Below are 20,604 nucleotides of genomic sequence, written 5' to 3'. Positions count from 1 at the left end.
CTGTGGCGAGGGAGCGAGCTCCCTCGCCACAATGGTCCCGGACTGAGCGGATTGGTCAGCCCGAACGATGCCCCCGGTGATTGCCCCACCCTCCATCCCTGCCTAGTCTTTCACCATCACCCTCTCGGAGATCGCCCATGCAAGGTCCACTGGCATCGCTCAAGGTTCTGGACTTCTCGACCCTGTTGCCCGGCCCGTTCGCCTCGCTGTTGTTGGCGGACATGGGGGCCGAGGTGTTGCGCATCGAGTCGCCGACCCGCCAAGACCTGCTGCGGGTGCTGCCGCCCCATGACCAAGGTGTATCGGCCAGCCATGCCTACCTCAACCGCAACAAGCGCAGCCTGGCCCTGGACCTCAAGCAGCCGGAAGCGTTGGAGGTAGTCACGCAGTTGCTGGGGGACTACGACATCCTGCTGGAACAGTTTCGCCCCGGCGTGATGGAGCGGCTGGGCCTGGGCTACGAGGCCTTGAAGGCCATCAATCCGCGGCTGATCTACGTGTCGATCACCGGCTACGGCCAGACCGGTCCCTATAAGGACCGTGCCGGTCACGACATCAACTACCTGGCCCTGGCGGGGCTGGCCAGCCACACCGGCCGTGCCGGCAGCGGGCCGTTGCCGCTGGGGATCCAGGCGGCGGACATCGCCGGTGGTTCATTGCACGGCGTGATCGGGCTGCTAGCGGCGGTCATCGCCCGTCAGCAGACCGGGCAGGGCCAGCACCTGGACGTGAGCATGACCGACTGTGTGTTCAGCCTCAACGCCATGGCCGGTGCCGGTTACCTGGCCTGTGGCGTGGAACCGGGTTGGGAGAGCCAGATGCTCAACGGCGGCAGCTTCTATGATTATTACCGCACCCGTGATGGTCGCTGGATGTCGGTGGGCAGCCTGGAACCGGCCTTTATGCAGGCGTTGTGCGAGGCTTTGGGGCGGCCGGAATTGGCCGCCACGGGGTTGTCGCCCAAGCCTGAACAGCAACACATCCTCAAGCAGGCGTTGCAGGCTGAATTCGAAAAGCGGGATTTTGCCGAGCTGTGCAGTCTGTTTGCCGGGATCGACGCGTGTGTCGAGCCGGTGTTGAGCCTGGAAGAAGCCGTGCGGCATCCGCAGCTACAGGCTCGGGAACTGGTGACACAGGTGCCCCGTGGGGAGGGTTCAAGTCAGGCGCAGATGGCCTGTCCATTGAAGTTTTCCCAAGGGCTGCCCGAGCCTCGGCATATAGGGGCGGGGCTGGGGGCGCATACGGATCAGGTGTTGGGGGCGTTGGGGTTCAGTGTTGAGCGGATCGAAGCGTTGCGTAAGCGAGGGGTGGTTTTGTAGCGTCTATCAGGCCGCCATCGCGAGCAAGCTCGCTCCCACATTGGATCTTCGGCGTTCACAAAACCCCTGTGGGAGCGAGCTTGCTCGCGAAGGGGCCAGTCCAAGCACTACAAAAAATCGCTATTCGACTCGAGTCTCCCCACTGAACACCAAGGTACCGCGACAGCTGCGGCACAAATACCGCCGCCCCTGGCGCACCAGGCTGTGGCGCTGGGCCGTGAACGGAAAGTCGCTGCCGTCGCAAGGGCATTTATAGATATAGCGGGTTGCGGTGCGGCGTTTGATTTCGTAGGTGTGGCAACGGTTGGGCGGCAGTTCGTACACCCCGCGCATGATCAGTTGCCATTCTTCGCCATGGGCTTGGATACGGTCGCCAAACAGTTGGTGGGCGATCAGGTGCGCGACTTCGTGGGCGACGGTCTGCTTGAGGAAGTCCTCGGCATTTTCCCGGTACAACTGAGGATTGAAGCGCAGCAGATTTTCATGCAGGTGCGCGACACCGGCCTTCTGGCCGCGCAATTTGAAGCTGACCACCGGGCGTTTGAAAGGACGTTTGAAAAAGGCTTCGGCTTGTTGGTAACACTCTTCGACGCGGGTATTGAGTTGCTCGAGCATGCTTTACGGGTCTCCAGAAACCCGAGTATGCCGCAAGCGCCGGCCGTTGCGAATCGTCCAGGTGCCCAGTGGTCGTTTCGCACACAGGAAGGCCGCCTTGCGGCGGCCTGTGTCGGCAGTCCTGCTTTTTTATGGGAGGGCGCTACGTCAATTGGTATAGACCGGGCCGACGCCCAGCCCCCAGACGATCACCGTGAACGCCATGATGGCCACCAGCACCACCAGGCCGACGGCGAGCACCGAGCTGGAAAACAGAAAACCTTCGTCCTGGGGAATGTTCATGAACGTCGGCAGGCCGACGTACAACAGGTAGACCGTGTAGCAGATTGCTGCCGTGCCAACGATCATCCCCAGCCACATATGCGGGTAGAGCGCCGCGAGGCCGCCGATGAACAACGGTGTCGCGGTGTAGGTGGCGAACGCAACGCAACGGGCCAGGCTCGGATTGGCGTCGTAGGTGCGGGCCATCCAGTGGATGAAGGCCCCCATGACCGCCACGCCGCCCAACATGGCCAGGTACGACATGATGGTCATCCACAGCGCGCTTTCCTGCGTGAGCATGACCGGTGGACGATTGCCGATGACCCATCCCACCTGCGTAGTGCCGATGAACGCCGAAACCGCGGGAATAGCCGCCAGGATCAGCGTGTGGGTGAGGTACATGTGGCTGATGCTTTCCTCCTGATCGCCACGGATTTCTTTCCATTCTTGATCAGGGTGGGTAAATAGCCCCACGACATGATGGATCATAGTCAGTCACTCCTTTGTTATTGCCATCGCCCCCCAACGGAGCGCCTACGGGCCAAAACGGCCAAGTAAGTAAAGGTCTGGATATGTGTGCGACCTTATGTCGCAGTATAGAAAGGAGTTACCCCGAGGGGGATGGGGGGCTTAGAGCAAATCGCGCTGTAGCGGGGTCGGTTAATCGCGGCTTGATCTGTATGCACAATTTCGCTGGCGAACAGATCCCCTGTGGCGAGGGAGCTTGCTCCCGCTGGGTTGCGAAGCGACCCTCTGGAGTCGTCCTGTTGACGTCTGCTTCGCAGCCGGGCGGGAGCAAGCTCCCTCGCCACAAGGGCCGTGCCACAGCGGGGATTTTTTGCGTAAAATGCCCGCCTTTCGTCACACCTCACGGATTTCGCGTCATGGGCACTCTTACGGTCAACCAGAACAAACTGCAAAAGCGCCTGCGCCGCCTGGCCGGTGAGGCGGTCGCCGATTTCAACATGATCGAGGACGGCGACAAGGTCATGGTCTGCCTGTCCGGCGGCAAGGACAGTTACACCTTGCTCGACGTGCTGATGCATTTGCAGAAGGTTGCGCCGATCAAGTTCGACATCGTCGCGGTGAACATGGACCAGAAGCAGCCCGGGTTCCCCGAGCACGTGCTGCCGGCCTACCTCGAGTCGCTGGGCGTGGAATACCACATCGTCGAGAAAGACACCTATTCGGTGGTCAAGGAACTGATTCCCGAAGGCAAGACCACCTGTTCGCTGTGCTCACGCCTGCGCCGCGGCACGCTCTACACCTTCGCCGACGAGATCGGTGCGACCAAGATGGCGCTGGGGCACCACCGCGACGACATCGTCGAGACGTTCTTCCTGAACATGTTCTACAACGGCTCGCTCAAGGCCATGCCGCCCAAGCTGCGTGCCGATGACGGGCGCAACGTGGTCATTCGTCCGCTGGCCTATTGCAACGAGAAAGACATCCAGGCCTATTCGGATTTCAAGCAGTTCCCGATCATCCCCTGCAACCTGTGCGGCTCCCAGGAAAACCTGCAACGCCAGGTGGTCAAGGAAATGCTCCAGGAATGGGAGCGCAAGACCCCGGGCCGCACCGAGAGCATTTTCCGCGGCTTGCAGAACGTCATTCCGTCGCAACTGGCGGACCGCAACCTGTTCGATTTCACCAACCTGCGCATTGACGAAAACGCCACGCCGCGGTTCGTCAATGTGGTGAATCTGTAAGGTTGCCAACCGGTTTTATCCACGGCGCTTGCGAGCGCCGTTTTTATTGTTGAACGCTCAGGAGAGGGCATGCGCGATTACAAGTGGCTGCACGAGTACTGTCTGAACCGCTTCGGCTCGGCGGCTGAACTGGAAGCCCACCTGCCTGTTCCCAAGACCCCGGCGCAACTGCGCAAGATCAGCGACGACCGCTACCTCTCGACCATGGCGCTGCGAGTGTTCCGCGCCGGGCTCAAGCACAGCCTGGTGGACGCCAAGTGGCCGGCCTTCGAAGAGGTGTTCTTCAAGTTCGACCCGGAAAAAGTCGTGCTGATGAGCGCCGAACACCTGGAGCGGCTGATGCAGGACGCGCGGATCATCCGCCACCTGGGCAAGCTCAAGAGCGTACCGCGCAACGCGCAGTTGATCTTGGACGTGGCCCATGAAAAGGGCAGCTTCGGCGCGCTGGTCGCCGACTGGCCGGTGACCGATATCGTTGGCCTGTGGACCTACCTGAAGAAGCACGGTCATCAATTGGGCGGCCTGTCGGCGCCGCGCTTCTTGCGGATGATGGGCAAGGACACCTTCGTGCCCAGTTATGACGTGGTGGCGGCGCTCAACGCCCAAGACATCATCGACAAAGTCCCCACCAGCCTGCGGGACCTGGCGACGGTGCAGAATGCCTTCAACCAGTGGCATGAAGAGAGCGGTGGGCGGCCGATGTCGCAGATATCGATGATGCTGGCTTACACAGTGAATCATTGAGACCGCGTCGCGCCAATCGCGAGCAAGCTCGCTCCCACAGGGTTTTGTGAACGCCAAAGACCCAGTGTGGGAGCGAGCTTGCTCGCGATGGCGATATATCAGGCAGCGGAGGGCTCGCCTTCGCCAGCCAACCGCCGATTCAACTGAAACCGCCAGCGCACATACAGCAAGGCCGAGCAGAACACCGCCACGCTTGCCGCCATTTCCAGCACGCCGAACAGCTGCCGGTTCGGGTCATAGGCCGCCAATGCGCCCTTGATGAAATACAGGTTCACCACGAAGCACATCCACGAATGTCCACGGGCACTGCCGCTGAGCATGCCGGGTGCAAGTATCAGCAGCGGCACCAGTTCGATCAGCAGAATCACCCAGGGCCGGGCGCCGTGCAGGTCGGCGATCAGCAGGTAATACACGCTGAGCAACCCCACCAGGCCGAAGAAGCACAGCAGGCTGAGGACGCGGGCCAGGCGTACGCGCGGTTCCAGCCATTGGATCGCAGGCAGGATCTTCGGCTTCTTAGCCACGGCCGTTCTCCAGCAACAGGGCGGTTTTCGCCAGGCGCGAACCCAAGGCCCGGCAGAGGGCGACTTCATGCTCGTTCAAGCCGCTTTTCCCGTCGGCCCCGGCGTGATGGCTCGGGCCGTAGGGTGTACCGCCGCCCTGGGTGTCGATCAGGGCCGATTCGCTGTAGGGCAGGCCGGTGATCAGCATGCCGTGGTGCAGCAGTGGCAACATCATCGACAGCAGGGTGGTTTCCTGGCCGCCATGCAGGCTTGCCGTTGAGGTGAAGACCCCGGCCGGTTTGCCCACCAGCGCGCCAGTCAGCCACAGGTTGCTGGTGCCGTCGAGAAAATATTTGAGCGGCGCGGCCATGTTGCCGAACCGGGTCGGGCTGCCCAGGGCCAGGCCGGCGCAGTTCTTCAGGTCATCGAGGCTGGCGTAGAGCGGGCCTTGCTCCGGAATGTCCGGGGACACCGCTTCGCACTCGGTGGAAATCGCCGGCACCGTACGCAGCCTGGCCTCCAGCCCGGCCTGCTCGACACCACGGGCGATCTGCCGGGCCATTTCGTTGGTGGAGCCGCTGCGGCTGTAATACAACACCAGGATATACGGCGTGGTCACGGCAGGATCTCCAGGATCTTTTCCGGCGGACGGCCGATCACGGCCTTATCACCGGCTTCCAGGATCGGCCGTTCCATGAGTTTCGGGTGGGCGGCGATGGCGGCGATCAACTGGGCTTGGCTCAGGCTTTCGTCGGCCAGGTTCAAGTCCTTGTATTCGTCCTCGCCGGTGCGCAGCAACTGCCGGGCGCTGATGCCGAGCTTGGACAGCAGGCGCTCCAGTTGCGCGGCGTCGAGCGGGGTTTCCAGGTAGCGGACCACGGTCGGCGCCAGGCCGCGGGCCTGCAACAGTTCCAGCGCACCGCGGGATTTCGAGCAGCGCGGGTTGTGATAAAGCGTCAGATCGGTCATGAGCGGGTCGCATCTTGCGTAAGGTGGCGGCTATTCTACTGTGCCGCGAAGTCCCTAGCACCTTAGAGAGGCTAAGGGTCGCAGCAGCGTTCACATTCAGACAAGGATTGGCACATGACAAGGCGATTGACGGCGGCACTGACACTCATGGGCATCCTGTTGCTCGCCGGTTGCGGAAACGACTACGGGGTGGACCAGAACGGCCAGGCCATCGCCTCCCAGCGGCTGGACAAACAATGGCTGGTGCTCAACTACTGGGCGGAGTGGTGCGCGCCGTGCCGCACCGAGATCCCGGAGTTCAATGCCCTGGCCGAACAGCTCAAGGGGCGCAACATCGGTGTGTTCGGGGTCAACTTCGACCAGGTGCAGGGCGAAGAACTCAAGAGTGCCAGCGACAAGATGGGGATTCGCTTCACGGTGCTGGCGCGAGACCCGGCCGAAATTTTCGACCTGCCGCGCAGCGAAGGGTTGCCGGTGACCTACATCATCGATAAGCAGGGCAAGGTGCGCGAACAGTTGTTGGGAGAGCAGACGGCGGCGGGGGTGATGGCCAGGCTTGAGGCGTTGCAGGCACTCAAGTGATCCCCAACTGACATAGGGCGTTTGGTTATATAGGTTCTTTGTGACAGGGAGCTTTTGTGGCGAGGGAGCTTGCTCCCGCTGGGCCGCGAAGCGGCCCCAGATGTACCTGTCACTTTAATGTGTCAGACAGAATGGAGGGGGCCGCTGCGCTGCCCAGCGGGAGCAAGCTCCCTCGCCACAGGGTCAACCATGTCCCTGCGCAGGCTCAGGCCTCAGCCTTCCTCCAGCCACCACCGCAACGGCTTGCCCTGGGCCGGCCAGAAGCGCATTTGCTCGATGGGCGAGACGTCCCAGCGTTCGACCTTTTCCAAGGCCTGCAAGAAGCGCGTCTCCTGCTCCATCACCGCCGGGGCGCAGAGTTTGCGGGTGCTGCCGATCTTGCCGAAGCTCAAGCGGTGGCCTTCCAGCGTGTAGGGCGCGAACCAGTGGTTGCAGCCGCCGTTGCCGTAGGCGCGGCCGTCATCCCCAAGGGTGATGGTCAGGTGGCTGTAGTCCATTAATGGCCGCTCGCCGATCCACTCCAGGATGTAGCTGCGGTTAGGTTGCAACTGCACCGGTTCAGCGGCACACCCCATCAGGCTCATGCCGATCGACGCGGACAGGGCCAAACGTTTCATCAGGCGGCTTCCTGGCATTTCGGGCACAGGTGTTTTTCACCCACGGTGGTCCAGCCCAGCTCGGCGATTCGCGCGGTGGCGGCCGGCTTCTCGGCCTTGACGCCAAGCTTGGCATCGACGGCGAATTCGAAGCTCAGTTCTTTGGCGCAGCTATCGCAGTTGACCTGCCAGGTATGGATCGCCAGTTCGCCGAACACCGGGCCGGTAGTCATGGCGGTCCATTGGCCCATGGGCTTGAGCAGGTGCCGCACGGTGTCCACGGTCAGGCGCATGGACAAGTCCTTGCTGCCCTTGAGCGTGACGAGCAACACATCGTTGGCCTGGATCGAACCGCCATTGCCGGTGACCTGGTAGCGGCCCGGCGCCAGGGCGCGGACTTCGGTCAAGGTATGCTGCGGGTTCATCAGGGTGTAGCGGAAATCGTGTTCGGCCATGGGTCCTCCAAATAGGCGCGACATGCTAGCACGGGGCATGGGTTGGGATGGTCTCGATGGTGGCATCGGGAGATCGGGCCGACGAAACTCCATCCCCTGTGGGAGCGAGCTTGCTCGCGATAGCGGTGTGTCAGTCAACATGAATACTGACTGATCCGCCGCCATCGCGAGCAGGCTCGCTCCCACAGGGGGTGTGTTGGCTCGAGGGTTAGGTGTCTACCAGGTTTTGTGGCGTGCCAGCCGCCCAGGCGGCGATGTTGTCCAGGGTGGTCATGGCAATGGCGGCCAACGCCTCATGGGTCAGGAACGCCTGGTGGGCGGTGACGATCACGTTGGGAAAGGTCAGCAGCCGTGCCAGCACGTCATCTTGCAAAGGCAGGTCTGAGCGATCCTTGAAAAACAACTGGGCCTCCTCCTCGTACACATCCAGGCCCAGGTAGCCCAACTGGCCGCTTTTCAAGGCCGCGATCAGGGCCGGTGTGTCCACCAGGCCGCCGCGCCCGGTATTGATCAGCATGGCGCCGTGTTGCATCGCGGCCAGGGTTCGGGCGTTGATCAGGTGTCGGCTCTGTTCGTTCAGTGGGCAGTGCAGGCTGATGATCTGTGCTTGCGCCAGCAAATCGTCCAAGGCCAAGTAGCGTGCGCCCAAGGCTTCGACCTGCGGGTTGGGGTAGGGGTCGTAGGCCAGCAACTGGCAGCCGAAACCGGCCATGATCCGTGCGAACGTAGCGCCGATCTGCCCAGTGCCGATCACCCCGACGGTCTTGCCCACCAGGTCGAAGCCAGTCAGCCCATGGAGGCTGAAATTGCCGTCCCGGGTGCGGTTGTAGGCGCGGTGCAGGCAACGATTGAGGGCCATGATCAACGCCACGGCATGTTCGGCCACGGCGTGAGGCGAATAGGCCGGGACCCGGACGATGCTCAAGCCCAGGCGCTTGGCGGCGAGCAGGTCGACGTGGTTGTAGCCGGCCGAGCGCAGGGCGATCAGCCGCGTGCCGCCTGCGGCCAGCCGCTCCAGCACCGGTGCGCTGAGGTCATCGTTGATGAAGGCGCACACCACGTCATGCCGTTCGGCCAGGGCCACGGTGTCCAGGTTCAGGCGGGCGGGCTGGAACTGCAACTGAAGGCCGGCGGGTGCCGGGGCCTGGGTGAAACTGTCGCGGTCGTAGGTCTGGCTGCTGAAAAAAATCACGCGCATGGCGGCCTCCTGGCACTGGGGTGGACTCAGCTTAACCGCGATCGACCGTGCAGCCATTGCCCTGGATCAGGCAGTGATACGCGCCTCGCTGGCCAGGCGATTGATGGCCCGCTCCAACTCTTCCAAGGCGACGGCGGCCTTGGGGTCCTGTTGCTTGAGCAGGGTTTCGCTGCGCTGGCAGGCCGCGCGCAGTTGCGGCACGCCGCAGTAGCGGGTGGCGCCGTGCAGGCGGTGGACCCGTTCGATCAAGGCGTTGTGATCGTTGGCCTCGCTGGCCTGGCGGATGGCTTCGCGGTCGGCTTCCAGGGACGCCAGCAGCATCGCCAGCATGTCCGCCGCCAGGTCGGCCTTGCCGGCGGCCAGGCGCAAGCCTTCTTCATGATCGAGCACCAGCAGCTCGCTGCCACCCTGGGCATCGTTGCTGCGCTCCGGCGACTGGTTGCGCAGGGCCAGGCCGGTCCACTTGAGCACCACCTGGGCCAGTTGCCGTTCGCTGATGGGTTTGGTCAGGTAGTCGTCCATACCGCTTTGCAGCAGGGCGCGCTTTTCGTTGGCCATGGCGTGGGCGGTGAGGGCGACGATCGGCAGCGGCGTGCAGTGCCGCTCGCTTTCCCACTGGCGGATCGCCTCGGTGCTCTGGCGACCGTCCATGCCGGGCATCTGCACGTCCATCAACACTAGGTCGAAAGTTTCCTTCTGCACGGCCTTGACCGCCGCGTAGCCACTTTCCACCGCCAGCACCTTGGCGCCCATGTCTTCGAGCAGGGTCTGCACCAACAGCAGGTTGGCCGGGTTATCGTCCACGCACAGCACTTTCGGGGCGCGGCTGGAGACCGGCTCGCTGGGTTCGCTGCGGGTCGGGCGCGGGTTGACCAGGTCGGACAGCGAACGGCGCAACTTGCGGGTGCAGGCTGGCTTGGCCTGCAACTGACTGTGAGGGTTGGGCACCGAGAGGTGGTACAGGGTCTGTTCGGTGGTGGGGCACAGCACGAGCACTTTGCAGCCCAGGTGCTCAAGGTCCCAGATGTGCTGGTTGAGGCGCTCCGGCGGCATGTCGTTGCTGGTGATGCCCAGCACCGCCAGATCGATCGCCAGGTCGGTCTGGTGGGCGACGGTGATGCCGTTGGTCAGGCTCTCCAGGGTGTTGAACGGCGTCACTTGCAAGCCGCAGTCTTCGAGCTGGTGCTGCAAGGCCTGGCGGGCCAGTTCATGATTCTCCAACACCGCCACGCGCCGGCCCAGCAATGGCGGGCCCGGCAGGTCCTCGGCATCGTCACGGGTCTTGGGCAGGCGCAGGCTGATCCAGAATTCCGAACCTTCGCCCGGTGTGCTGTCGACGCCGATCTCGCCGCCCATCTGTTCCACCAGGCGCTTGGAAATCACCAGCCCCAGCCCGGTGCCACCCGGTTGCCGCGACAACGAGTTGTCTGCCTGGCTGAACGCTTGGAACAGTGCCCGCACGTCCTGGCTGGACAGGCCGATGCCGGTGTCCTGGATGCTGATGCGCAACTGCACGCTGTCTTCGTGCTCGTCTTCGAGCATGGCCCGGGCGACGATGGTGCCCTCGCGGGTGAACTTGATGGCGTTGCTCACCAGGTTGGTGAGGATCTGCTTGAGACGCAGTGGATCGCCCACCAACGACAGCGGCGTGTCCCGGTAGACCAGGCTCACCAGTTCCAACTGCTTGGCGTGAGCTGCGGGGGCGAGGATGGTCAGGGTGTCCTGCAGCAGGTCGCGCAGGTTGAACGGAATGTTGTCGAGCACCAGCTTGCCGGCCTCGATCTTCGAAAAGTCGAGGATCTCGTTGATGATCCCCAGCAGGCTGTCGGCGGATTTCTCGATGGTGCCCAGGTAGTCGAGCTGGCGCGGGGTCAGCTCGCTTTTCTGCAACAGGTGGGTAAAACCAAGGATGCCGTTGAGCGGTGTGCGGATTTCATGGCTCATGTTCGCCAGGAACTCGGATTTGATCCGGCTCGCTTCCAGCGCTTCCTTACGGGCCAGGTCCAGCTCGATGTTCTGGATCTCGATGGTTTCCAGGTTCTGGCGCACGTCTTCGGTGGCCTGGTCGATGCTGTGCTGCAATTCTTCCTGGGCGTTCTGCAAGGTGCTGGCCATGCGGTTGATGCCCGAGGCCAACTCATCCAGCTCCTGGCTGCCCAGTGGTGGCAGGCGAGTTTCCAGGTGGCCATCCTTGAGTTGCGCCACGGCTTGCTTGATCTGGCTCAGCGGACGGTTGATCGTGCGGCCCATGCGCAAGGCCAGCAGCGCGGTCAGGCACAGGCCGGCGCCGATCAGCAACAGGCTGGCGAACAGGCTGCGATAACCGCGCAGCAACATGCCGCTGTGGGACAACTCCAGCTCGACCCAGCCCAGCAGGCGGTCGGCCTCTTCGGGGATCAGCTCGCCCGCCAGGTTGCGGTGCTTGCCGAATACCGGCAGCAGGTAGCGCGTGGCGTCATTGCCGGTGCGTTGCAGCAACTGCGCACCGTTGCCCTCCGGCGCCCGGTTGAGCATGGTCGGGCCAGCATGGGCCAGCGGCGCGCGGTCAGGGGCGAGGAAGGTCACGGCGCGCACGTCCGCTTGCTCAAGGGATTGGGTGGCGATGCGCTCCAGCAGATCGATGTCCTGGCGGCTCATGGCCGGAGCGACCAGCGGGGCCAACTGTTCGGCGATCATCTCGCCCCGTTGCAGCAACTGGGCATGCAGGTCCGCTTGCTGCATCCAAGTGAAATAGCCGCCCAGGACCAGCGCCATCAGGCTGGTCGGCAACAGGGTCAGCAACAGCACACGGCCTTTGATTCCCAGTTTCTTGAGCACACTTGTCTCCTGCATCCAGCGGTCTGATTGAACTGTGCGCGCATCCGGCACGCACCACCTGCGCAGTGTAGCGATTTGCGGGCGGGGGATCTTTGGAAAGTTCGTGCCAACCATACATCGGTTCGGCGGGGGACCTTGCCACTGCCCGCGATGGGTACGCCAGCCAATGTAGCGGACGTGACGTAGGTCGATTAGTTGTTGCATGGCGAGGAAACATACGTCTGCGGCGATAACAATTGCTCAGTGCGGGAGAGGTGCGCTTGTAATGCGGGCTAATCGCCCGGAAACAGCGTGATTAAAGGGAGAACTGTGAGTTAAGAACAGAAAGGTCTGGATTACGACCAAATAGGCGCTTTTTTGAATCCCAAGCAGCGAGGGCTACAAAGATCGGTGGGTACTTCAGACCTTCCTTAAGCGGACGCGATTACCCCTGACTTCAGGATCACCATGCGCCAACGTAAGCAATCAGTCCCTAATCAAAGCCGTTCGTGAAGGCGCGCCCGCCCGTTACCGGCAGAACTATGCCCCGACGAAGTCCAGAGTGCTGATCACTGGAAGTTTAGCTCGGTGCAAACCGCAGACGTGGTACGAAGTGTACGCAGCCCCAAAAGCACGATCACCACCATGGACAGGCCTGCGACAATCGCGACACCGAACCCTGCCTGCGCGCCATAGACGTCGATGATCAGTCCTGCCAATACGCCACCGAGCGCTACGCCGATGCTGATGCCTGTCGTCATCCACGTGAGTCCTTCGGTGATCCTGGACGGTGGAACAATGATCGTACCGAGATTCATGACGACGACCATCGTTGGCGCAAATGACATACCTGCCACAAACAGCATCCCGGAAAGGATGTAAACGTCCGGTGAAAGAATGGGCAACACGGCAGTGACTGCCGTTATCAGTACCCCGATAAAGAACTGCTTTTCAATCGGCAAGGAAATCCTTAAAGCGCCGAACGTCAGACCCGCGATCATTGAGCCGAGCGCATAGGCTGCCAGGATGAAACTGGCAGACGCCGGCCAGCCTTGTGCGTTGGCGAAGGCAACAACCGCCACGTCGACTGATCCGCCAATCACACCCATTGCCAAGAGCGCCAGCACGATGGTACGAACGCCGGGGATAAGCAGGGTCGAGCTTGCGCTCCGTCTAATGCCCACGACCACCTTCGGTTCTGTCTGCCGCTGCATAAGAAAAGCCGTCACGCCGACAACCAGCAACAAGACGGCTACAAGAGGCCCGGCTTCGGCGAAAAAGCTGACGCTCAAACCAATGGCAAGTGGTGGGCCGATGATAAAGGCGAGTTCAGTTAGAACCGTGTCCAGGGAGAACGCCGTGTGTAACTGTGGCTTGCCACGGAAAAGCTGCGTCCAGCGTGCTCTTATCATGGCGGGCATGCTCGGCATCGTGCCCGCCAATGCCGCAAGAATAAACAGCAGTGTGGCTGGAGCCCTCATGTAGACGGCAATGACCAGCGCGAGCAACATACCAATGCTGAAGGCCGTCACAAAGGGTAGAACCCGACGTTGCCCCCGCTGATCAACAAGTTTCGATACTTGCGGACCGATAAGCGCATTCGCGAGGGTAAAAGTACCGGCGACCGAGCCCGCGAGCCAATAAAGACCCGTCTGCTGCACCAACATGGTAATGATTCCGATGCCGATCATTGCTTGTGGTAGACGGGCAATGGAACTCGCGATTACTAACCCCATGACGCCCGGGGTGGTGAGAAGTTCGCGGTAGGGATTTGCCATGGTTCCTCCTTTTTATAATTTGACGCTGATGAATAACCCGCTGCATGCGACGCAAACTAAAAGAGCGGTAAATCGGCGCCTGAATGGTGTTTGAAAAAAAATATACAAGTGGGCAGTTACAAGCCCACTTGCATGCAAATGATCGAAACGCTCAATCATCACTTCTTACAAAAGCGCTCGATTCAACGCTTCAGCCAAGTGCTTGCGATTACTGACGTCCTCCATCATGGAAACATGCCCACCTGGAATAGAAACAGAACTGATCACCATATCAGGAAAGAGTTCTCTCCACCCGCCTACCATATCAAGCTGCGGCAGAGGAGGGCGCTCACGATCCGCCGCGTAGAAGTGATGGAGATTGACCGACAATGGAGATGGTTTATAGGCGCCGGCAATCTGCGAAAAATGATAAATGGCTTTCCATTTGACTGTTTCCAGCGAGATGTCTGTATTTAAATCATACCCTCCAAGATTCTGTGATTTTTTAATTAACTCAGCAAACTCATCATCCTCACTTAACACATCGAATTTATGACGCTCCGCCTCGGGAACCACCGCCTTAAGATGCTTAATGAAGTAGTTCTTAATATCCTGTTTTTTATAAGGCAACTTATGCGGCGCGGGGACATCAATAAAACCTAAAAATTCAACGCTGGCCTCTTTGCACATAAGTGCATGGACGATGGCGTAAGCGAGAATCCCTCCAGAGGAATACCCCGCAATGCGATAAGGCCCTTCAGGCTGGATCGCCTGGATGAGCGGTATCATTCTTTCGGCCATATCCTCCATTGAATTAGGTAGAGAGCCGCCAATGGCCGACCACGGCAATACATGGATCGGGCAGCTGGCTCGGATTTGTTGGGCCAGCGAAATAGCATACGAATAATCGGCTAATCCCGAGGGCACAAAAAAGACCGGGGGTTCAGTCCCGCCAGCGCGCACCGTGATCACCCCGCCCCGCGGGTTGAACACAGGAGATTGTGCGATCTGAGTAGCAAGGTTAGCCAATCGTGGGTGTTCAAAAATCTCGCTTAACGAACACTCCAAACCATAACTCCTGACTTTCTGCATCAGCTGGACAGCCATGAGCGAGTGGCCGCCGAGGGCGAAGAAGTTGTCATAGCGACCGACCTGCTCAAGCCCGAGTAACTCCGACCAAATCGCTGTCAGGATCGTCTCGGCCTCACCTTGCGGCGCCTCATATGCCGCATGGGCAAAAGCCTCGCCTTCAGGAACAGGCAATGCCCGGCGATCAAGCTTGCCATTCGGGGTTAGCGGCAAGCGTTCAATCAGCACAAAGGCAGACGGCACCATGTAGTCAGGTAGACGTTCACTCAAGTAATTACGCAGTCGTCCTGCTAGCGGTAGACCCGCCTTCGAGTTGGACGTAGGTATAAAGGCATCATTTCCCGATACCTCTGGCTGAGCCACTACGTAAGCGACCAGTCGCTTGTCCGGGTCTACGCCTTGCACCTGTACAACCGCTTCGCGGATGGAGGGATGTTCGGTCAGTCTGGCTGCAATTTCACCCGGCTCAATTCGCAAGCCACGGATCTTGATCTGGTCATCATTACGGCCCAGGAACACCAGGTTTCCGTTCGACAGGTAGCGGGCAAGGTCCCCCGTCTTATACATCCGCGCGTCAGGCTTGCCGACAAATGGATCGAACAAGAAGCGCTCATTCGTCAGTTCGGCGAGGTTCAGATATCCACGCGCAACCCCCATACCCCCGATGTACATCTCACCCACTGCACCCAGAGGAACAGGCTCGCCATGCGCGTCCAGAAGGTAAATTCGTGTGTTTGAAATCGGACAGCCTATCGGAACCGGATCAAGGTCATCAGAGGAACAGCGATGGACCGTCGCCCAGACTGTCGCCTCCGTCGGGCCATATTCATTGAATAATTCAACCGCGGTAAATGCTGAGGTCACTTCCTGGACCAGTTTCGCAGGACACACTTCGCCTGCCACGATCACCTGACGTAGTCGTTCATATCCAAGTTGGGCGACTTGCGGCAAAACCAATCTTGCGAGAGACGGCACCAGCAGCACTGAGGTGACTTCGTTTTCAATCAAAAGGCGGCTGATGACGTGTGGATCTACGACGGCTTTTCTGCCTGGTAAACACAAGACACCACCGGTTGTTAACGTTCCGAATATGCCTGCCACGGAACTGTCAAACGCCACGGATGACAGCAGTAAAAATACAGCGCCGAACTTTGGCTTATAGACCGTGGTTCTTGCCAATGTCGATGCGATTAATCCACGGTGTTCAATCATGACGCCCTTGGGTTGTCCGGTTGAACCCGAGGTATAGATCAGATAAGCGAGGTTGCGGGGTGTCAGGCCGGTGACCTGGAAATTAGCATCAGCCTTCGTCAAGATTTCATTGGGATCAAGCACTTTATAAAGCTGCAACACCTCACCCAGAACCTGCCGCCCGGCTGCATCGGCCAGCACCAGGACCGGCGCCGTATCGGCAAGAATGTAAGCCAGTCGATCTCCCGGATAAGCCGGATCAAGCGGCACATAGGCGCCGCCCGACTTCAGGACCGCCATAAGACCAACAACCATCGTCGTCGAGGGCTCGACACAGATCGCCACTCGTTGGTCTGGCCCAACGCCCCGCTCAACCAGCCGATGTGCCAGTCGATTGGCTTTGGCATTGAGCTCACCGTAACTGAGCGCCTCGCCCTCAAAGATCAGCGCCGTTGCCTCAGGAGTGCGCGCCACCTGCGCCTCAAACAAATGATGAATGCACAGATGATCCGGGCTGGATGCGTCCGTCGCGTTCCACGTCTTGAGCAACAATGTACGTTCAGACGCAGGCAGAACATTCAGCTGTCGAACCGGGCGGTGCGGCGAGCGCTCCAGGGTCTGCGCCAAACTGTTCAACGCCTGTTCCATGTAGCCACACACACGATCGGAATCGAACGGAGTGACCACTTGGGTCGTCAACCCCAGGGAGTGACCGAAATCTTCAACGGACAATGTGAACGGATAATTGGTCCGCTCTTGTTCACTCAAGAACTCGACACCCGGCATTTGCCCCATGGTCTGGACAATGTTGTCCGCACCCGCGAGGTCATTGTGCCGATAGTTGAGCAATGCGCTGAACAGCGGCGTGCCTGTAGCGACCCCACTGCATCTTTGTGCCAGCGCCAGCGAGGCATGCTCGTGGGCGAGCAACTCAGCCAGACGGGCATGAGCCTGCTGGACACTCTCAGTGGTATCCGTGCCGCCTGAGTCAAATCGGATCGGCAGCGTATTGATGAACATGCCCATGGTTCGATCTGACCCGTGGCCCGCTTGCATGCGCCCAAACAGCACCGTACCAAACACGACCTTTTCCTGGCCGCTGGTGCGCGCCAGTACCTGGGCAAAGGCAACGTGACACAGACTGGCGAGACTCACATTCAATCGCCTTGCCTGCGCCCGCAGCCGATCATTGAGTTCGGCCGAAATCATGCGGTGGGTCTGGCCCACCTGCGCGCCGTCCAGATGCACTTCCGCCAATCCAAAGGGCAACGTAGGCTCTTCTATGTCAGCCAGCATAGATCTGAAGAAACGTTCATGTTCCGCGGCGCTTTTACCCAACCGCACCTGACCGATCAGGTTGCGGAACGGTTGAGGCGACGGCAGTTTCTCACCGCGATCGGTGAGGAAAGCCTGCACTTCGTTATAGAAAAACTGTAATGAGGAAGCATCGTCAATCAAGTGATGCTGCAGCTGCATCAGAATGAAGCGGCCTGCGACTGGGTCATGGGCAACGATAAAGCGCAGTACCGGCGCCTGGGTCAGGTCAATCCGGTGTCGACATGAATCAAAGCGTCGGGAAAGCTGTTCGGTAACGGGGCCGTCCGCCGGATTGATAACGACATCGGTAACGGAGAGTGGAGCTTGTCGCCATACAACTTGCGCGGCGTGGGACAACCCATCCCAAACAAAGGCGGTACGCAAAATATCGTGACGGTCTACAACCTGTTGAACGGCGCAGAGATAGCGTTCCAGTGTTTCACGATCAGCAAAGGCCATCTGGGCAATCAGCAAATAGGGGTCACCCTCCTTTGCCAACATGTGGTGGAACAGGATGCCGTCCTGCATGGGTGAGAGCGCATAGATATCCTGAATGTTGGCTGCTCCCCCAGGTACCTGTGAAACGATCACGTCGATGTCCGATTGGCCGAGATCGATCAACGGCAGCAGATCGGACGTGATTCTGCACGTCTCGGGCTTGATCAGATTGGGCGGCACCACCATCTCGCGGTGTTGGCCAAGCGTGCTGGCCAGCACCGACAACACCGGCGTCTGAAACAGATCACGCACAGCAAGGCTCAAGCCCTGGCGGCGCAACCGCTCGATCAACCGCACCGCCAAAAGTGAATGACCGCCGAGGGCAAAGAAGTTGTCATGGCGACCGACTTGTTCCACGTCAAGCAGCTCTGACCATATACAGGCCAGGGTGACCTCGATCTCGTCTAACGGCGCCTCGTAGGTCGCATGGGCAAAATCATCGCCTTCTGGAACCGGCAACGCCCGCCGATTAAGCTTGCCGTTGCCCGTCAGCGGTAAGCTTTCAATCCGCACAAAGGCAGACGGCACCATGTAGTCGGGTAGACGGCTACTCAGGTATTCACGCAGCACGCCCGCTAGCGCCAAGCCAGCCTCGGAGTCTACCGACGTGTCCTGAACTTCGGACTGCGCCACCACGTAAGCAACGAGGCGCTTATCGGCATCTTCGCCTTGCGCCACCACCACCGCCTCACGGATGGAAGGATGCTCGACCAATCGAGCTGCAATCTCACCCAGTTCAATCCGGAAACCGCGGATTTTGACTTGGTCATCATTGCGCCCCAGAAACGCTAGATTGCCGTTCGGAAGATAACGGGCCAGGTCCCCCGTCTTATACATCCGCGCTTCAGGTTTGCCGGCGAAGGGATCGTGCAGGAAACGCTCTGCTGTCAGTTCGGGGCGGTTCAGGTAACCACGCGCAACACCGGCGCCGCCGACGTACATTTCACCCGCGGCCCCCATTGGAACAGGCTGGCCATGCGCGTCCAGAAGATAGAGACTCAAATCCGGTAGACGCTGACCAATCACGCTGTCGTCTTGTTGCGCATCCGATAGGGTCAGCGGGTAATAGGTGACGTGAACCGTGGTTTCCGTAATCCCATACATATTGATCAGTTGCGGGGTAGATTCGCCACGCTCACCATACCAGTCGCGCAGGGTCGACGGTTGCAGCGCTTCGCCGCCAAAGATGACATAGCGCAGCCGGTCCGACGATGGTTGTATGTATTCCATCAAGGCTGTGAAGGCGCTTGGGGTCTGGTTCAGGACAGTGACGCCTTGCTCACAAATCAGCTGGTAGAACGCTTTCGGCGAACGAGTAATGGCATGCGGAACCAGCACCAGCGTGCCGCCATAATGAAGGGCTCCCCATAGTTCCCAGACCGAGAAGTCGAAGGAGAAAGAGTGGAAAAGGCACCAAACGTCACTGGCCTCAAAACCAAAGTTGGCGTGTGTCGTGTCGAACAGGCGCACCACCTGAGCATGTTCGACCATCACCCCTTTGGGCTGGCCGGTTGAACCCGAAGTGTAGATGATATAAGCGAGATTTTTGGGGGTAAGATCTGGAACTTCAGGGTTAGCGTCCGCCCCGATCAACGTTTGAGCGTGAGCCTCATTGGGATCGAGTACGGTTCGAGCCTGCAAAGCATCCCCGAGCGCATGGCGCCCGGCCGCATCAGCCAGCACCAGAGCCGGAGCCGTATCGCCAAGAATGAACACCAGTCGCTCGCCTGAGTACTCCGGATCGAGCGGCACATAGGCCCCGCCCGCCTTCAGGATCGCCATCAAGCCAATAACCATCGCCGGGGAGCGTTCGACACAAATTGCTACTCGCTGGTCAGGCCTGATACCCAAAGCAATCAGCCGATGCGCCAACCAATTAGCCCTGGCGTTGAGTTCGCCATAGCTGAGCATCTCGCCCTCAAAGATCAGTGCCGTTGCCTCAGGACTAAGCGCAGCCTGCGCCTCGAATAGCTGATGAATACACAGGTGAGCAAAATATTCAGACGTAACTTGGTCATGCATCCTTGCCTCCAAAAGTGAGCAAGGTCACTTCTATCGATTGATTGCACCTACATCAAATAAGTGCAGATTCATGGAATACTATCTATTGGCTCCTGCCTACCATGTTGAAAGTTGGGTTTGAAGTACCCTCCGATCTTTGTTGCCCTCGCTGCTCGAGATTCAAAAAAAAGCGCCTATTCGGTCGCAATCTAGATATTTTCTGCTCTTAACTCACTGTTTTTCCTTTAGTCGCGCTGTTTCAGGAGGATTAGCCCGTATTACCGGAGCCCTTGTCCCGTACTGAGCAATTGTTTTCGACCCATCTCCACCACCGGGCCCTGGCGCAACATCAATCCACGGTCGCCCAGATAACCGGCGATCACACCGAGAGTTCCGCTCGCCAGTTCATGTTTTTCCAGCAAACGACGAAAATTGAGGTTCGTGGTTTCATCGAGCGCCTCTTCCATCTCAGAGTTTCCTTAGGAATTCCATATGATCACTATAAATTCAGATCCTCCCGGCTTTATCCGATGGGTGCGGCTTTTGGTTACTAGAATGGCAGCTATATTTATAGCCTGCTCTCTAAGTTCGCGCATGCCTCAATGTGTAACGTAATAAAATAGGCGCCTAAAGAAGTGCGGTCGACAAGGGATGGTTTGAAGTAAACATACATTTCCGTCTGGCTTCAGCCCCGTCGATGTTAAAAGCGGCATCAGGTCATCCACTTGTTTGTGTGTTTTTTTTCGCGAGCACCTTGCGGCTGCCATTTTCCTCATTAACAGGCGTATGTCCCCTAGACCGGAATGGGATTGTGCTTTCGTCGGGGAGGTGCTTGAGGCTCAACCCCCTCTGCTCTACCTCCCGATGCAGGTCGCATGTCCGCTCGCCCTCTCCAGTCGCCAGCCACCCTTCACTCACACTCAGCAAACGCGCCAATTGTTCCATCCGCGGCCGAGGTATACCCCGCGCGCTCCAGTTGGTCAGGCATTGAGGGCTAACACGCA

The 20,604-nt window shown here is 59.6% G+C and carries 14 protein-coding genes and 2 pseudogenes; 4 read left to right on the top strand and 12 right to left on the bottom strand.

Annotated features, from left to right (window positions below; translation table 11 throughout):
• Positions 1–137 precede the first annotated feature (137 nt).
• Positions 138–1,319 (top strand): CaiB/BaiF CoA transferase family protein, encoded by a 1,182-nt coding sequence (locus J3P85_RS22215; RefSeq protein WP_434703528.1) that lies wholly within the window; start codon positions 138–140, stop codon positions 1,317–1,319.
• A 120-nt stretch (positions 1,320–1,439) separates the two neighbouring features.
• Here J3P85_RS22215 and J3P85_RS22210 read toward each other — a convergent pair whose 3' ends face one another.
• Entirely contained in the window at positions 1,440–1,934 is a 495-nt protein-coding gene (locus J3P85_RS22210; RefSeq protein ID WP_186707033.1) for a SprT family zinc-dependent metalloprotease, read from the bottom strand.
• A gap of 147 nt (positions 1,935–2,081) precedes the next feature.
• Positions 2,082–2,684: a Yip1 family protein gene (locus J3P85_RS22205; RefSeq protein WP_039591896.1), complete on the bottom strand. Its 603-nt coding sequence runs from the start codon at positions 2,682–2,684 to the stop codon at positions 2,082–2,084.
• Between the two features lie 395 nt (positions 2,685–3,079).
• On the opposite strand from J3P85_RS22205, the gene ttcA reads away from it, so the two are divergent.
• Complete coding sequence (gene ttcA / locus J3P85_RS22200) at positions 3,080–3,904, top strand: tRNA 2-thiocytidine(32) synthetase TtcA (RefSeq protein WP_003178962.1); 825 nt, start codon at positions 3,080–3,082, stop codon at positions 3,902–3,904.
• Between the two features lie 69 nt (positions 3,905–3,973).
• Complete coding sequence (locus tag J3P85_RS22195; protein WP_109753950.1) at positions 3,974–4,648, top strand: DNA-3-methyladenine glycosylase I; 675 nt, start codon at positions 3,974–3,976, stop codon at positions 4,646–4,648.
• A 98-nt stretch (positions 4,649–4,746) separates the two neighbouring features.
• Here the strand turns inward: J3P85_RS22195 and J3P85_RS22190 are convergent, their stop codons facing one another.
• Genes J3P85_RS22190 through arsC form a run of 3 tightly spaced genes read right to left on the bottom strand, consistent with a single transcriptional unit; the run spans position 4,747 to position 6,120 of the window.
• A complete protein-coding gene (locus J3P85_RS22190) occupies positions 4,747–5,172 on the bottom strand; it encodes a DUF2069 domain-containing protein (protein ID WP_434703527.1) in 426 nt (141 codons plus the stop codon).
• On the bottom strand, positions 5,165–5,770 hold the full coding sequence (wrbA, locus tag J3P85_RS22185) for an NAD(P)H:quinone oxidoreductase (protein ID WP_207965678.1): 606 nt from the start codon (positions 5,768–5,770) through the stop codon (positions 5,165–5,167). Before wrbA ends, J3P85_RS22190 begins: the two co-directional genes overlap by 8 nt.
• Positions 5,767–6,120 carry an arsenate reductase (glutaredoxin) gene (gene arsC / locus J3P85_RS22180; RefSeq protein ID WP_434703526.1) on the bottom strand — a complete coding sequence of 118 codons (354 nt, stop codon included), beginning with the start codon at positions 6,118–6,120 and terminating at the stop codon, positions 5,767–5,769. The genes wrbA and arsC overlap by 4 nt, the downstream gene beginning before the upstream one ends.
• Before the next feature lie 114 nt (positions 6,121–6,234).
• Here arsC and J3P85_RS22175 point away from each other — a divergent pair, with 114 nt between their 5' ends.
• Positions 6,235–6,702 (top strand): TlpA family protein disulfide reductase, encoded by a 468-nt coding sequence (locus J3P85_RS22175; RefSeq protein ID WP_434703525.1) that lies wholly within the window; start codon positions 6,235–6,237, stop codon positions 6,700–6,702.
• A gap of 212 nt (positions 6,703–6,914) precedes the next feature.
• On the opposite strand, the gene J3P85_RS22170 is transcribed toward J3P85_RS22175, so the two are convergent.
• The 7 genes and pseudogenes from J3P85_RS22170 to J3P85_RS22140 all read right to left on the bottom strand — a co-directional run.
• Positions 6,915–7,319 (bottom strand): META domain-containing protein, encoded by a 405-nt coding sequence (locus tag J3P85_RS22170; protein WP_186707027.1) that lies wholly within the window; start codon positions 7,317–7,319, stop codon positions 6,915–6,917.
• Positions 7,319–7,753, bottom strand: a complete 435-nt coding sequence (locus J3P85_RS22165; RefSeq protein ID WP_003204688.1) for a hypothetical protein — start codon at positions 7,751–7,753, stop codon at positions 7,319–7,321. The genes J3P85_RS22170 and J3P85_RS22165 overlap by 1 nt, the downstream gene beginning before the upstream one ends.
• 208 nt (positions 7,754–7,961) lie before the next feature.
• A complete protein-coding gene (locus J3P85_RS22160) occupies positions 7,962–8,951 on the bottom strand; it encodes a 2-hydroxyacid dehydrogenase (RefSeq protein WP_434703524.1) in 990 nt (329 codons plus the stop codon).
• A gap of 66 nt (positions 8,952–9,017) precedes the next feature.
• Complete coding sequence (locus tag J3P85_RS22155) at positions 9,018–11,768, bottom strand: response regulator (protein ID WP_434703523.1); 2,751 nt, start codon at positions 11,766–11,768, stop codon at positions 9,018–9,020.
• A 548-nt stretch (positions 11,769–12,316) separates the two neighbouring features.
• On the bottom strand, positions 12,317–13,525 hold the full coding sequence (locus tag J3P85_RS22150; protein ID WP_434703522.1) for an MFS transporter: 1,209 nt from the start codon (positions 13,523–13,525) through the stop codon (positions 12,317–12,319).
• 165 nt (positions 13,526–13,690) lie between these two features.
• Positions 13,691–19,579: pseudogene (locus J3P85_RS22145) on the bottom strand (amino acid adenylation domain-containing protein); the annotation flags it as partial.
• A 344-nt stretch (positions 19,580–19,923) separates the two neighbouring features.
• Positions 19,924–20,067: pseudogene (locus J3P85_RS22140) on the bottom strand (IS5/IS1182 family transposase); the annotation flags it as partial.
• Positions 20,068–20,604: the final 537 nt, after the last annotated feature.

Source organism: Pseudomonas sp. Z1-12 (assembly GCF_051132015.1).
Taxonomy (GTDB): domain Bacteria; phylum Pseudomonadota; class Gammaproteobacteria; order Pseudomonadales; family Pseudomonadaceae; genus Aquipseudomonas; species Aquipseudomonas zanjanensis.
This window is presented reverse-complemented; position numbering and strand designations above follow the sequence as displayed.

What these genes read in the sequence shown, in the direction of transcription:
- J3P85_RS22215 (WP_434703528.1), top strand. Translation starts at nt 138, where the DNA reads ATGCAAGGTCCACTGGCATCGCTCAAGGTTCTGGACTTCTCGACCCTG.
- J3P85_RS22210 (WP_186707033.1), bottom strand. Translation starts at nt 1,934, where the DNA reads ATGCTCGAGCAACTCAATACCCGCGTCGAAGAGTGTTACCAACAAGCC.
- J3P85_RS22205 (WP_039591896.1), bottom strand. Translation starts at nt 2,684, where the DNA reads ATGATCCATCATGTCGTGGGGCTATTTACCCACCCTGATCAAGAATGG.
- ttcA (WP_003178962.1), top strand. Translation starts at nt 3,080, where the DNA reads ATGGGCACTCTTACGGTCAACCAGAACAAACTGCAAAAGCGCCTGCGC.
- J3P85_RS22195 (WP_109753950.1), top strand. Translation starts at nt 3,974, where the DNA reads ATGCGCGATTACAAGTGGCTGCACGAGTACTGTCTGAACCGCTTCGGC.
- arsC (WP_434703526.1), bottom strand. Translation starts at nt 6,120, where the DNA reads ATGACCGATCTGACGCTTTATCACAACCCGCGCTGCTCGAAATCCCGC.
- J3P85_RS22175 (WP_434703525.1), top strand. Translation starts at nt 6,235, where the DNA reads ATGACAAGGCGATTGACGGCGGCACTGACACTCATGGGCATCCTGTTG.
- J3P85_RS22170 (WP_186707027.1), bottom strand. Translation starts at nt 7,319, where the DNA reads ATGAAACGTTTGGCCCTGTCCGCGTCGATCGGCATGAGCCTGATGGGG.
- J3P85_RS22165 (WP_003204688.1), bottom strand. Translation starts at nt 7,753, where the DNA reads ATGGCCGAACACGATTTCCGCTACACCCTGATGAACCCGCAGCATACC.
- J3P85_RS22160 (WP_434703524.1), bottom strand. Translation starts at nt 8,951, where the DNA reads ATGCGCGTGATTTTTTTCAGCAGCCAGACCTACGACCGCGACAGTTTC.
- J3P85_RS22150 (WP_434703522.1), bottom strand. Translation starts at nt 13,525, where the DNA reads ATGGCAAATCCCTACCGCGAACTTCTCACCACCCCGGGCGTCATGGGG.